This window comes from Amycolatopsis sp. FDAARGOS 1241 (assembly GCF_016889705.1).
Lineage (GTDB): Bacteria > Actinomycetota > Actinomycetes > Mycobacteriales > Pseudonocardiaceae > Amycolatopsis.
In genome coordinates this window covers 3,199,919-3,213,996 of record NZ_CP069526.1, presented here as the reverse complement: position 1 = coordinate 3,213,996, position 14,078 = coordinate 3,199,919, and the positions used below count along the sequence as shown (strand labels likewise).

At 71.2% G+C, this 14,078-nt stretch carries 7 protein-coding genes; all 7 read right to left on the bottom strand.

The features are described 5' to 3' along the window. Positions 1-41: 41 nt before the first annotated feature. The 7 genes from I6J71_RS15760 to glgX (I6J71_RS15730) all read right to left on the bottom strand — a co-directional run bounded on the left by I6J71_RS15760 (position 42) and on the right by glgX (I6J71_RS15730) (position 13,956). Positions 42-2,021 (bottom strand): maltotransferase domain-containing protein, encoded by a 1,980-nt coding sequence (locus I6J71_RS15760; protein WP_204095392.1) that lies wholly within the window; start codon positions 2,019-2,021, stop codon positions 42-44. 422 nt (positions 2,022-2,443) lie between these two features. Continuing rightward, complete coding sequence (gene pntB / locus I6J71_RS15755) at positions 2,444-3,862, bottom strand: Re/Si-specific NAD(P)(+) transhydrogenase subunit beta (protein WP_204095391.1); 1,419 nt, start codon at positions 3,860-3,862, stop codon at positions 2,444-2,446. 4 nt (positions 3,863-3,866) lie between these two features. Beyond that, positions 3,867-5,429: a Re/Si-specific NAD(P)(+) transhydrogenase subunit alpha gene (locus I6J71_RS15750; protein ID WP_204095390.1), complete on the bottom strand. Its 1,563-nt coding sequence runs from the start codon at positions 5,427-5,429 to the stop codon at positions 3,867-3,869. Positions 5,430-5,574: 145 nt separating this feature from the next. Beyond that, the gene (glgX, locus tag I6J71_RS15745) at positions 5,575-7,719 is read right to left on the bottom strand and encodes a glycogen debranching protein GlgX (RefSeq protein ID WP_204095389.1); all 2,145 of its coding nucleotides are present in this window, start codon (positions 7,717-7,719) and stop codon (positions 5,575-5,577) included. A 92-nt stretch (positions 7,720-7,811) separates the two neighbouring features. Next, a complete protein-coding gene (gene treZ / locus I6J71_RS15740; protein WP_204097076.1) occupies positions 7,812-9,536 on the bottom strand; it encodes a malto-oligosyltrehalose trehalohydrolase in 1,725 nt (574 codons plus the stop codon). Next, positions 9,533-11,830 (bottom strand): malto-oligosyltrehalose synthase, encoded by a 2,298-nt coding sequence (treY, locus tag I6J71_RS15735; protein WP_204095388.1) that lies wholly within the window; start codon positions 11,828-11,830, stop codon positions 9,533-9,535. The genes treZ and treY overlap by 4 nt, the downstream gene beginning before the upstream one ends. Then, a complete protein-coding gene (gene glgX, locus I6J71_RS15730; protein WP_204095387.1) occupies positions 11,827-13,956 on the bottom strand; it encodes a glycogen debranching protein GlgX in 2,130 nt (709 codons plus the stop codon). Before glgX (I6J71_RS15730) ends, treY begins: the two co-directional genes overlap by 4 nt. Positions 13,957-14,078: the final 122 nt, after the last annotated feature.

Genomic DNA, 14,078 nt, shown 5'->3' with positions numbered 1-14,078 from the left:
GCCGTGCGTGCAGGGTGGCTTGAAATCTTTCGAGGGCCCGGTTACCCGGCGAGCCGGCGCCGCACCGCGACGACGTGCGCGACGGCACGCCACGGTTCGAGCCGGACGAAGTTGGCCTGGCCCCAGTCCCAGGTCTCCCCGGTGACCTCGTCGTGCGCGATGAGCCGCTCGTGCCATTCGAAGCCGAGCGACTCCAGGTCGAGCCACAGGGTGCCTTCCTGCGCACCGTGCGGGTCGAGGTTCACCACCGTCACCACGGTGTCACCGGTCGCCGGGTCCTGTTTGGAGTAGGCGAGCAGCGCGCCGTTGTCGACGTGGTGGAACCGCAGGGTCCGCATGCCCTGCAGTGCCGGGTGGGCCTTGCGGACCGCGTTGAGCCGCGCCAGCCACGGTTCCAGCGAGCGGCCCTCGGCGACCGCCCGCTCGAAGTCGCGCGGGCGCAACTGGTACTTCTCCGAGTCGAGGTACTCCTCGCTGCCGGGCCGCACCGGCACGTGCTCGTAGAGCTCATACCCGGAGTAGACGCCCCACGTGGGCGAGAGCGTGGCCGCGAGCGCCGCCCGCAGCGCGAACATCGCCGGGCCGCCGTGCTGCAGCGACTCGTGCAGGATGTCCGGCGTGTTCACGAACAGGTTGGGCCTGCCTTCGTTCCAGTGCTCGACGAGGTCGACACCGAACTCGATCAGCTCGTCCTTGGTCGTGCGCCACGTGAAGTACGTGTAGCTCTGGGTGAAGCCGAGTTTCGCCAGGCCCCACAGCCGCGCCGGCCGGGTGAACGCCTCGGCCAGGAAGATGACGTCCGGGTGCGCGTCCTTCACCGACTGGATGAGCCACGCCCAGAAGTCCGGCGGCTTCGTGTGCGGGTTGTCGACCCGGAAGATGCGCACCCCGTGCGACACCCAGTGCAGCACGACCCGCAGCACCTCGTCGTAGATCCCGCGCGGATCGTTGTCGAAGTTGATCGGGTAGATGTCCTGGTACTTCTTCGGCGGGTTCTCCGCGTACGCGATCGAGCCGTCGGGGCGGGTGGTGAAGAATTCCGGGTGTTTGAGCACCCACGGGTGGTCCGGCGCCGCCTGCAGCGCGAGGTCGAGAGCCACCTCCATCCCGAGTTCCTCCGCGCGCCCGACGAACGCGTCGAAATCGTCGAATGTGCCGAGGTCGGGGTGGATCGCGTCGTGCCCGCCCTCGTCGGCGCCGATCGCCCACGGCGAGCCGACGTCGTCGGGCGTGGCGACCAGGGTGTTGTTGGGGCCCTTGCGGTTCACTCGCCCGATCGGGTGGATGGGCGGGAGGTAGACCACGTCGAAGCCCATGCCCGCGACGCGGTCCAGCGCCCGGGCCGCCGTGGCGAACGTGCCGTGGACCGCGCGGCCCTCGGCGTCGACGCCGCCGGTGGAGCGCGGGAAGAACTCGTACCAGGACCCGAACGCCGCGCGCTTGCGGTCGACCCACAGCTTCTGCGGTTTGCCCTTGGTGATCAGCTCGCGCACCGGGAACTCGTGCATGATCCGGCGCACCTCGGGTGAAAGCGCGGCTCCCACGCGCGCGGCGACGTCGCGGCCCTCGTCGCGCAAGTCCGCCGCCGCGCCCGCGAGCAGCGCTCGCTCGGCCCGGCGGTCGGGCCGGCGGGACACGCGGTCGAGCAGGCGCGCGCCCGACTCGAGGTCGTTGGCCAGTTCTCCGGCCCCCTGCCCCGCGGCGATCTTGACCTCGACCGCGTGCTCCCAGGTGGCCCAGGGGTCGCTCCACGCGTCGACGCGGTAGGTCCACATGCCCTCGGCGTCGGGGACGATCACGGCGCCGAAGCGGTCCAGTCCCTTCCCCTGCTCGGCCATCCGCGTCTGGCGCGAGACGCGGTCGCCGGGACCCCGCCACGCGACCGTCGCCGCCACGGCGTCGTGCCCTTCACGCCAGACCGTGGCCGAAACGGGAAAGTGTTCCCCCACAACAGCTTTGGCCGGATATCGGCCGCAGCTCACGGTGGGGCTGACGTCGTCGATACCGAGCCGGCCGGTCATGGCAACGCCCCTCTTGCCTGTGTGGATTTCTCTGCGAACGCGAGCACGGTCAGTGTGCCTGATTCACTCAAAGCCCTTGACAGCGGGGCCTTTTACGAACGTACCCGCCACCCGGCCGGGCCAAACCACTCCCTCCGGGCGCAATTTCCCCGCTCTCTCACAGTGCCGGCGAGATCGCAAGTCGAACCGCGGAACAATCACCCGAGCATGGTTTTCGCGGTCCGCCCGTAACACGGAAGTCGAACGGCGTTCACCAGGACGCCGCGCGTGCCGGGTGGGTGCCGGAATTGCCGGAACGGGTGACGGCCCGGGCGGGCACCCGTTCCGCACCTACCGTCCACAGTGGTCACCCGGGCCGGCCCGCAAAACAGCGGTGCCCGCGTCGCCGGCCGGCGACGCGGGCACCGCGTGCGGGGAGCGACTCAGCCGACGCGGGCCGGCAGCGCCGCAAGGATGTCCTGCACCCGCTCCTTGGCATCGCCGAAGAGCATCTGGCTGTTCTCGCGGAAGAACAGCGGGTTCTGGACCCCGGCGTAGCCGGTGGCCATGGACCGCTTGAACACCACGACGTTGCCCGCTTCCCAGACCCGCAGCACCGGCATGCCGGCGATCGGGCTCCCGGGGTCTTCGGCGGCGGCCGGGTTGACGGTGTCGTTGGCCCCGATCACGAGCACGACGTCGGTGCCGGCGAGGTCGTCGTTGATCTCGTCCATCTCCAGCACGATGTCGTAGGGCACCTTCGCCTCCGCGAGCAGCACGTTCATGTGCCCGGGCAGCCGGCCGGCGACCGGGTGCACGCCGAAGCGGACCTCGACGCCCTGCTCGCGCAGCCGCCGGGTCAGCTCGGCCACCGGGGCCTGCGCCTGCGCCACCGCCATGCCGTAACCCGGCGTGATGACCACGGACCGGGCGCCGGTGAGCAGCTCGGCGACCCCGGCGGCGTCGATCTCGCGGTGCTCACCGGTCACCTCCGCGCCACCCGTGGCTGCCGGGGCGCCGAACCCGCCCGCGATGACCGAGATGAACGAGCGGTTCATCGCCTTGCACATCACGTAGGACAGGTACGCACCGGACGAGCCGACGAGCGCACCGGTGATGATCAGCAGGTCGTTGCCCAGCAGGAAGCCCGACGCGGCCGCGGCCCAGCCGGAGTAGCTGTTGAGCATCGACACGACCACCGGCATGTCCCCGCCGCCGATCGAGGCGACCAGGTGCACGCCCAGCAGCAGCGCGAGCACCGTGACCGCCACGAGCAGCCACGTCGCGGGGCTGAGCACGAAGAACACCGTCAGCACCGCGAACGCGACCAGCGCGCCGAGGTTGAGCGCGTTCTTGCCCGGCAGCTGCAGCGGCTTGGACGGGATCCGGGCCGATAGCTTGAGGTAGGCGACGATCGACCCGGTGAACGTCACCGCGCCGATGAACACGCCGATCACGACCTCGGCGTGGTGGATGCCCAGCAGTGAGCCGGCCAGCTCGGTCTGCGCGCTGTCCGCCTCGACCTCGAGGAAACCGTTCCAGCCGACCAGCACCGCGGCGAGACCGACGAAGCTGTGCATCAGCGCGATCAGCTCGGGCATGCCCGTCATCTCGACCACCCGGGCCCGCCACACCCCGATCGCGGCCCCGATGACGAGTGCGACCAGCAGCAGCGTGATCCCCAGCCCGGACGCGAGCCCGAGCGCGGTCGCCGCGGTGGCGACCAGTGCGATCGCCATGCCGGCGATCCCGAACCACACCCCGCGCCGCGAGGTCTCGTGCTTGGCCAGCCCCGCGAGGCTGGCCACGAACAGCAGGGCGGCGATCAGGTACGCCGCCGTCTTCCACGTCTCGGTGTGCACCGGCTCAGCTCCTCGAGAACATCGACAGCATCCGGCGCGTCACCGTGAAGCCACCGACGATGTTGATGGCCGCCAGCAGCACTGCCGCCGCGGCCAGGATCGTGGTCAGGGCACCGCCACCGGCGATCTGCAGGATCGCGCCGACGACGATGATCCCGGAGATCGCGTTGGTCACCGACATCAGCGGCGTGTGCAGCGCGTGGTGCACGTTGCCGATCACGTAGAAGCCGATGACGATCGCGAGCACGAACACCGTCAGGTGCCCGGCCAGCTCCGGCGGCGCGAACGCCGACGCCAGGAACAGCGCCACCGCCCCGAGCGCCGCGACCGCGAACCGCGGCCACGGCGACCGCGGCTTCTCCGGCTCCGGCTCCGGCTCCGCCCGCGGCGCGGGCGCGGCCTGCGGCGCCGCACTCACCGACACCGGCGGCGGGGGCCACAGGACCTCACCGTCGCGGACCACGGTCAGTCCGCGCTGCACCACGTCGTCGAAGTCGAGGGTCAGCCGCCCGTCCTTCTCCGGCGTGAGCAGCTTCAGCAGGTTGACCACGTTCGTGCCGTACAGCTGCGAGGCCTGCGCCGGCAGCCGGCCCGGCAAGTCGGTGTAGCCGATGATCGTCACGCCGTTGTCCGTGGTCACGACCTCACCGGCCACCGTGCCGGCAACGTTGCCGCCCTGCGCCGCGGCCATGTCGACCACGACGCTGCCCGGCTTCATCAACGCGACCTGCTCGGCCGTGAGCAGCTTGGGCGCGGGCCGGCCCGGGATCAGCGCGGTCGTGATGACGATGTCCACGTCGGCGGCCTGCTCGGAGTAGATCTCCGCGGCCCGCTTGTCGTAGGCCTCGGACGTGGCCTTGGCGTAGCCGTCGGTGCTGGCCTCTTGCTCAACCTCCACCGCCAGGTACTCACCACCCAGCGACCGCACCTGATCCGCCACCTCCGGCCGCGGGTCGGTCGCCCGGACCACCGCACCCAGGCTGTTCGCCGCCGCGATCGCCGCCAGCCCCGCGACCCCGGCCCCCGCGACCAGCACCTTCGCCGGCGGCACCTTGCCCGCCGCGGTGACCTGGCCCGTGAAGAACCGCCCGAACACGTGCGCCGCCTCGATCACCGCCCGGTACCCGGCGATGTTCGCCATCGAGCTGAGCACGTCCAGCGACTGCGCCCGCGAGATCCGCGGGACCGCGTCCATCGCGAGCGCCGTGACCCCCCGCGCCGCCAGCGCGGCCAGCCGCTCCGGCTCCAACGCCGGCGCCAGCATCGACACCAGGATCGTGCCGGGGAGCAGTTTCTCGATCCGGTCGGCGTCCGGCGGGTTGATCGTCACGACGACCTCCGCGTCCCACGCCGGATCGACCGACACCTCGGCGCCCGCGGCCAGGTAGGCCTCGTCGCCGAACCCGGACCGCACACCGGCCCCGGACTCCACCACGACGGAGTAGCCGAGGCCGATGGCTTTGCGCACGGTGTCCGGGGTCAGCGCCACCCGCGACTCGGTCTTGGCCGGCTCGGCGACCAGACCGATGCGCAGGGGCGGCCCGGGCGGTGTGCTGTGGTCGGTCATCAGTTCTCCTCCTCGGAGATCACCACAGGGGATTTCAGCGTCCAACGACCAGGGTGAAAAGCGGATTCCGCGGACACCAGGTGACAGTTGTCTCTTGAACGATGCCTTCGAATCTTCTTGAACGATGCGACCAGCCCCGCCGCCGTCACGGCAGCGGCCAGGGCACGAGATCCCGGGGGGCCCGCAGCAGCTGCACCGACCGGGCCCCGACCACGATCCGGGACTTCGGCTCCAGCACCCCCACGTACGCCGGGCTCCCGTCGGCCGTGCCGGTGTCCAGCGTGGGTTTGTAGGTGGCGCCGTACTCGGGGCCCGGCAGCACCACCTCGACGTCGTCTTCGCCGGCGTGCAGGATCAGCAGCCACGAGTGGTCGGTGACGAGCGCACCTTCGCGGTTGCGCGCCTGGGAGTTGGACCCGTCGATCCACATGCACAACGTGCGGCGGCTCTCGTCGAACCAGTCGATCTCGTCGAACTCCTCGCCGTCGGGGCGAAACCACACGAGGTCCGGCTTGCCGGTGGGCGTGGTGCGGCCCTCGAAGAACTCCGGCTGGCGCAGCGCGGGGCTGTAGGCGCGCAAGCGCACCACCCGCCGGGCGAACGACAGCATCGGCTCGGTCTCCGGCGTCGGCGTCCAGTCGACCCAGGACGTCTCGTCGTCGAGGCAGTAGGCGTTGTTGTTGCCGCCCTGCGTCCGCCACATCTCGTCACCCGCGAGCAGCATCGGGGTGCCGGTGGACAGCATCAGCGTGGCGAAGAGGTTGCGCGCCTGCCGGGTCCGCAGCGCGACGATCGCCGCGTCGTCGGTCTCCCCCTCCGCGCCGTGGTTCCACGAGCGGTTGTCGTTGGTGCCGTCCCGGTTGTCCTCGCCGTTGGCCTCGTTGTGCTTTTCGTTGTAGGACACCAGATCTCGGAGCGTGAAGCCGTCGTGGGCGGTCACGAAGTTGATCGACTGCCACGGCCTGCGCAAATTGTGGTCGTAGAGGTCCGACGAACCCGACAGCCGGTACGCGAGATCGCGCACCCCGGTGACGCCGCGCCAGAAGTCGCGCACCGTGTCCCGGTAGCGCCCGTTCCACTCGGCCCACTGCGCGCCGAAGTCACCGACGCGGTAACCCTCCCCCGTCGCGTCCCACGGTTCGGCGATGAGCTTGCACCGCGACAGCACGGGATCCGTCGTGATGGCAGTGAGCATCGTCGAGTCGCGGTCGAACATCCCGCCGCGCGGGCGGCCGAGCGTGCTCGCCAGGTCGAACCGGAAGCCGTCGACGCCGAGTTCCTGCGTCCAGTACCGCAGCGAGTCGGTGACGAGCCGGACCACGGTCGGCGAACCCGCGTCGAGTGTGTTGCCGCAGCCGGTGATGTCGGCCATGTGCCCGCGCTTGGTGTGCAGGTAGTACGCCGGGGCGTCGAGCCCGCGCAGGAACAGCGTCGGCCCGTCCGGCCCGCCCTCGCAGGTGTGGTTGAAGACGACGTCTACGATCACCTCGATGTTGGCCGCGTGCAGCGCCGCCACCATCGAGCGGAACTCCTCGACCTCGCGACCTGGCTCACTGGCGTACCCGGGGTGCGGCGCGAAGAAGCCGAGCGGCGAGTAGCCCCAGTAGTTGTGCCGGCCGGCCCGCACGAGCGACGGCTCGTCGGCGAACGCGTGCACCGGCATCAGCTCCACGGTGGTCACCCCGAGCCGGGTGAGGTGCTCGATCGCCACCGGGTGCGCCACGCCGAGGTAGGTGCCGCGCAGCGCCTCCGGGATGAACGGGTGCAGCTCGGTGAACCCCTTCACGTGCAGCTCGTAGATCACCGACTCCTCGAACGGCACCTCGGGCTTGCTGCCCGTGTCCGGCCCGCCCGGCGAGGCGACCACCGACAGCGGCACGCTGCCCAGTGAGTCCACAGTGGACATCGGCCCGCGGTCGGGGTCGCCCGAGAAGCCCTGCGCGGCGCCGAGGTCGGTCAGCCGCCCGGTGATCCGGTGCGCATACGGGTCCACCAGCAGCTTCGCCGGGTTGCAGCGCAGTCCCCGGATCGGGTCGTACGGCCCGTGCACGCGGTAGCCGTAGCGCTGCCCCGGGGTGACGCCGGGGACGAGCCCGTGCCACACGCCGAACGTGCGCTCGGTGAGCTCGATGCGCCGCTCGCCGCCGTCGTCGGCGATGAGGCACACCTCCACGGCTTCGGCGACCGCCGAGGTGACGGCGAAGCGCACCCCTCCGGCTTCCGGGTGAGCACCGAGCGGAAAGGGACGGCCGGCCAGGACCTGGGTGTCGGTAGCGGGTCGCGTTGCCATGAGGAGATCTTCCCAAACCGGGCCGCCTTCCGGGCCCGGCTACCCGGCTGAACTTTCCCGGTAAAGAGGCCGGCTGCCGGGGTTGACGCCGGTCACGAGCTGGCCACCAGCGCGAACGAAGCCGACGGAAGCCGCGCGGTCCCGCGCGCGTCGTCGAACTCCGGGGCACCCCACGAAGCCAGCACCTCCCCCGGCGTCCCAGCCAATGGGACGACCGCGTCCGTCGCGCCGAAGTTGCAAACCAGCCGCAGGCAGCCGCGGTGCAGCACGAGCCACGAGTCGTCCGGCGCCGCGCGCACCTCGAACCCGGCGAGGTCCGGGTCGGTCAGCTCCGGCCGTTCGCGGCGCAGCCGGATCAGCGTGCGGTAGAGCTCCAGCACCTCCCGGTGGCCGGCCTTCCCCGGTTCGGCCCAGTCGAGCTTGGACCGTTCGACGGTCGCCGGGTCCATCGGATCCGGCACGTCCGCCTCACCCCAGCCGTGGCGGCCGAACTCGCGGCGCCGGCCGGTGCGCACGGCCTCGGCCAGCTCGGCGTCCGGGAACGACGCGAAGAACTGCCACGGCGTGCTCGCGCCCCACTCCTCACCCATGAAGATCATCGGCGTGTACGGCGAGCAGAAGACCACCGCCGCGGCGCACGCGATCAGCCCCGGCGCGACCGTGGCCGAGAGCCGGTCGCCGGTGGCGCGGTTGCCGATCTGGTCGTGGTTCTGCAGGTACGCCAGGAACCGGTGCCCCGGCGTCGTGCGGGTGTCCACAGGCCGCCCGTGCGTGCGCTCGCGGAACGAGGAGAAAGTGCCGGCGTGGAAGAAGACCTCGCGCAGCGTCTTCGCTAGCGCGCCCGGCGCGGCGAAGTCCGTGTAGTAGCCGGTGGTTTCGCCGGTGATGCGCACGTGCAGGGCGTGGTGCAGGTCGTCGGACCACTGCGCGCCCAGGCCGTAGCCCCCGCCGTCGCGCCGCGTGACGAGCCGCGGGTCGTTCTGGTCCGATTCGGCGATGAGCGTGAGCGGGCGCAGCAGTGCCGCGGACAGCCGGTCGACCTCGGTGGCCAGCTCCTCCAGCAGGTGCACGGCGCGCTTGTCCACGAGCGCGTGGACCGCGTCGAGCCGTAGCGCGTCGACGTGGAAGTCACGCAGCCAGCCCAGTGCGTTGTCGAGCACGTACCGGCGCACCTCGTCCGACCCCGGGCCGTCGAGGTTCAGCCCGGCGCCCCAGTCGGTGCGCCCGGCGAAGTACGGCCCGAAGCGGTCGAGGTACGCCCCCGACGGGCCGAGGTGGTTGTAGACCACGTCCAGCACCACCGCCAGACCACGCGCGTGGCAGGCGTCGACAAACCGCTTGAGCCCGTCGGGCCCGCCGTAGGGCTCGTGCACCGCGCCCCACAACACGCCGTCGTAGCCCCAGCCCGCGGTGCCGTCGAAGGAGTTCACCGGCAGCAGCTCGACGTGGGTGACGCCGAGGTCGGCGAGGTGACCGAGCCGCTCGATGGCCGAGTCGAACGTGCCGCCCTCGGTGAACGTGCCCACGTGCAGCTCGTACACGACGCCGCCGGGCAGCTGCCGGCCGGTCCAGGCACCGTCGGTCCACTCGAACGCCGAGTGGTCGTACACGCGCGAAGCCCCGTGCACGCCGGCGGGCTGGCGCAGCGAGCGCGGGTCCGGCAATGGCTTGGCGTCGTCGCCGAGCAGGAAGGCGTAATCGGTACCGGAGGCCTCGGCGCGCCACCACCCGCCGGCGGCCGGGGTCATTTCGTGGTCGGCGCCGTCGACGCGGACCCGCACGCGCTCGGCTGCCGGTGCCCACACGGTGAACATCAGGAATCCCCTCGCACCAGAAGAGCCACCGGGTACCGGGCGAACAGCGTCGCCGCCGCCGGCGAGTCGCCGAGGGCCCGGCCGGTGAGGACGTCGGTCCACACCCCTTCGGACAGCGGCAGCACGGTGTCGCGCCAGCCGCCGGACTTCTCGAGCCCCACCGGCAGCCGTGTCACCGCGACCGCGAGCTCCTCGCCGCGCTGGAACGCCAGCAGGTGCTCGGCCGCCGCGCCCTCGGCGTGCAACGGGCGGTACCCGGTGAACAGCTCGGGCCGCTCACGCCGCAGGGTGAGCGCGCGGTGCACCACGAGGAGCTTCGCGGCACCGCTTTCGTCGACCTCGGGCAGCTCACCCGCGAGCACGCGCTCGAGGATCTCGCGGCGCACCCCGTAGTCCACCGCGCGGCGGTTGTCGGGGTCGACGAGCGAGAAGTCCCACAGCTCGGTGCCCTGGTACACGTCGGGCACCCCCGGCCCGGTCAGCTGCACGAGCTTCTGGCCCAGCGAGTTCACGTACCCGGCGGCAGCCAGCCGCCGCCGGACGAAGGCCTCGACGTCCGCGGCCAGCTCGGCGTCGTCCAGCACGCGCCCGGGCCACGCCGCGACGGCGCGCTCGAACTCCTCGTCGTGGTCGGTCCAGGTGGTGCGGAGCTTCGACTCCTTGGCCGCCTTGTCGAGGTAGCCGCGCAGGCGCTCGGGGCCGATCGGCCACGCGCCCACGAGCGTCTGCCAAGCCAGCAGGTTCAGCGACGGCTCGTCGAGGCCGGCGCGCGCGGTCCAGCGGCGCACCGCGTCGGCGAACTCGCCGGCCAGTTCGGACAGCGCGGCCTGCCGGGCCCGCGTGTCCTCCGAGCGCTTGGTGTCGTGGGTGGTCAGCGTGGTCATGGTCGCGGGCCGGCCGGCGGCGCGGCCCTCGGCGAGCCGGTGGAACCGGGCGGGGGCGAGCCCGAAGGACTCCGGGTCGCCGCCGACCTCGTTGAGCGCCGCGAAGCGGGTGAACCGGTAGAAGGTCGTGTCCTCGGTGCCCTTGGCCACGACCATGCCGGACGTCTGCTGCAGGCGAGTGGCGAGTTCACCGTGCGGGTCGGCGCGGACCTGCGCGTCCAGCGCGGTGAACGCCTCGGCGAGGTCGGGCCGGCGCGCACCGGCCCGCTCGAGGGCGCGCGCCCATTCGGCCGCGCCTTCGGGCAGGTACGAGCGGTACACCCCGAACGCGATCATCACCTCCGCCACCGCGGCGCGCGCGGCTTCGGTGTCGATTCCTTCGACCAGCGCGGCGATCCGGCGGACCTCGGCCACGAGGATGCGGTCGGTGACCAGGCGCCGCGCTTCCTCCTCCACCGCGAGGTAGTCGGTGCGCACGCCCAGCTCGTCCGCGAGCCGCGTGAACACCGGCTCCGCGGCGGGATCGACGAACACACCGGTGATCTCGCGCAGCGCGTCGTAGCCCGTGGTGCCGTCGACGGGCCAGCTCTGCGGCAGCGCCTCGCCGGGCTGCAGGATCTTCTCCACCACGAGCCACGCGCCCGGCGCGCCCTCGCGCAGCCGGCGCAGGTACCCGCCGGGGTCGGCCAGGCCGTCCGGGTGGTCCACGCGCAGGCCGGCGACGTCACCGTCGGCCACCCACCGCAGCACCTCGCCGTGGGTTTCCGCGAAGACTTCGGCCTTTTCGACCGTGACGGCCGCCAGGTTCGTGATGTCGAAGAACCGGCGGTAGTTCAGCTCGGCGTTGCCGCGCCGCCAGCCGACCAGCTCGTAGTTCTGGCGTGCGTGGACCTCCTGCGGCGTGCCTTCGGCGGTGCCGGGCGCGATCGGGAAACGGTGGTCGTAGTAGGCGAGCTCGGCGGCCTCGCCCGAGCCTTCGATCTTCAGCTCGGCCACGGCGTCGTCGTCGCCCAGCACGGGCAGCAGCACTTTGCCGCGGCTCCAGTCGATGTCGAAGAAGCCGGCGTGCTCGGAGGCCTGGCCGTGGCGCAGCACGTCCCACCACCAGCGGTTGACCTTCGGCACCTCCACCGACATGTGGTTCGGCACGATGTCTACCACGAGCGAGAGCCCGGCGTCCTTCAGCCGCGCGACCAGCACGCGCCGCTCCTGCTCACCGCCAAGCTCGGGCCGGGCGCGCGTCGGGTCGACCACGTCGTAGCCGTGGGCCGAGCCCGGCGTCGCGTCCAGCACGGGCGACGCGTACAGCGCGCCCACGCCGAGCGTGCGCAGGTAGTCGACGATCCCGGCGGCGTCGGTGAAGGTGAACTCCGGGCGCAGCTGCACCCGGTAGGTCGACGACGGCGCGCTCACTCCTGCTCCTCCCGGCCGCTCCGCTGCAGCACCACGAGCGAGCGCGCGGCGAGCGTGTGCTTGCCGCCTCCCGGCACCGGTTCCGCACCCGTCTCGCCCACCTTGCCCGTGGCCGTGTCGACCACGACCGTCCACTCGGTCCCATACCCGTTGGCGGGCAAGGTCATCGCGATGTCCTCGTAGTGCGCGTTGAACGCCAGAAGGAACGACTCGTCGACCACCGGCATGCCCCGCGGGTCGAGGTCGGAGATGCCCTCCCCGTTGAGGAAGATGACCACGGACTTGCCGAAGCCGTCGTCCCAGTTCTGCTCGGTCATCAGCTCGCCGGCGGGCGTGAACCACGCGATGTCGCCGAGCTCCTCGCCCTTGCGCACCGGTTTGCCCTGGAAGAACCGGCGGCGCCGGAACACCGGGTGCGCCTTGCGGAACGCCGTGAGCGCCGCGGTGAACTCGACGAGATCCGCGTTCTCCTTCGCGAGCCCCCAGTCCATCCAGGACAGTTCGGTGTCCTGGCAGTACGCGTTGTTGTTGCCCTGCTGCGTGCGGCCGAGCTCGTCGCCGTGCAGCAGCATCGGCACGCCCTGCGACAGCAGCATCGTGGCGAGCAGGTTGCGGCGCTGGCGGGCGCGCAGGGCCAGCACCTCCTCGTCGTCGGTCGGGCCCTCCACCCCGCAGTTCCACGACCGGTTGTCGTCGGCGCCGTCGCGGTTGTCCTCGCCGTTGGCCTCGTTGTGCTTCTCGTTGTAGGACACCAGGTCCGTGAGGGTGAAGCCGTCGTGGGCGGTCACGAAGTTGATCGATGCGAACGGGCGGCGGCCGTCGTCCTGGTACAGGTCCGAGGACCCGGTGATGCGCGAAGCGAACTCGCCGAGCGTCGAGGGCTCACCGCGCCAGAAGTCGCGCACCGTGTCGCGGAACTGCCCGTTCCACTCCGTCCACAATGGCGGGAAGTTGCCCACCTGGTACCCGCCGGGTCCGACGTCCCACGGCTCGGCGATCAGCTTGACCTGGCTCACGATCGGGTCCTGCTGCACGAGCTCGAAGAACGTCGACAGGCGATCGACGTCGTAGAACTCGCGCGCCAGCGCCGAGGCGAGGTCGAAGCGGAACCCGTCCACGTGCATCTCGGTGACCCAGTACCGCAGCGAGTCCATGATCAGCTGCAGGGTGTGCGGGTTGCGCACGTTGAGCGAATTGCCCGTGCCCGTGTAGTCCATGTAGTACTTCGGCTCGTCCTCGACGAGCCGGTAGTAGGCCTCGTTGTCGATGCCGCGCATGGACAAGGTCGGCCCGAGGTGGTTGCCCTCGGCGGTGTGGTTGTAGACGACGTCGAGGATCACCTCGATGTTCGCCTCGTGCAGCGCGCGGACCATGCCCTTGAACTCCTGCACGGCGCCGCCCTGGCCCGGCATCGCCGCGTAACTGTCGTGGGGCGCGAAGTAGCCGATGGTGTTGTAGCCCCAGTAGTTGCGCAGGCCGCGTTCGTCGAGGCCGTGGTCGGTCACGAACTGGTGCACCGGCATCAGCTCGACCGCGGTGATCCCGAGCTTCTTGAGGTGCTCGACCACGGCGGGATGCGCGATCCCGGCGTAAGTGCCGCGCAGCCGCTCGGGCACGAACGGGTGCGTCATCGTCATGCCGCGCACGTGCGCTTCGTAGATCACGGTCTCGTGGTAGGGCGTGCGCGGCGCGCGGTCGTTGGCCCAGTCGAAGAACGGGCTGACCACCAGCGAGTACGGCACGTGCCCGGCCGAGTCCTGGTCGTTGCGTTCGTCCGGACTGTCGAACTTGTACCCGAACAGTGCCTCCGACCAGTCGACGCCGCGCGAGAAGGCCTTGGCGTACGGGTCGATCAGGAGCTTGTTCGGGTTGCAGCGCAGGCCGCGGTCGGGGTCGTATGGGCCGTGCACGCGGTAGCCGTAGCGCTGGCCCGGGCCGACGCCGAGCAGGTAGCCGTGGTGGACGAACCCGTCGACCTCCTCCAGGCGGGCGCGGGTCTCGGTGCCGTCCTCGTCGAACAGGCACAGGTCCACGTGCTCGGCGACTTCGGAGAACAGCGCGAAGTTCGTGCCCACCCCGTCGTAAGTGGCGCCGAGCGGGTAGGGCCTTCCGGGCCAGGGACGCACGGGACTCTCCTCGGGGACGTCGGTTCTTGCGGACGGGGGCTACCCACCGGCGGCGGGTGCCGAACCACGGTGTTCGCGCCGGCTGTTGGTTTCGCAAGCAGTTCTTCGCGAGCCGGCGCTCG

Bases quoted from the DNA above. Each gene is read 5' to 3' on its own strand.
- I6J71_RS15760 (WP_204095392.1), bottom strand. From the start codon at position 2,021: ATGACCGGCCGGCTCGGTATCGACGACGTCAGCCCCACCGTGAGCTGC.
- I6J71_RS15750 (WP_204095390.1), bottom strand. From the start codon at position 5,429: ATGACCGACCACAGCACACCGCCCGGGCCGCCCCTGCGCATCGGTCTG.
- glgX (WP_204095389.1), bottom strand. From the start codon at position 7,719: ATGGCAACGCGACCCGCTACCGACACCCAGGTCCTGGCCGGCCGTCCC.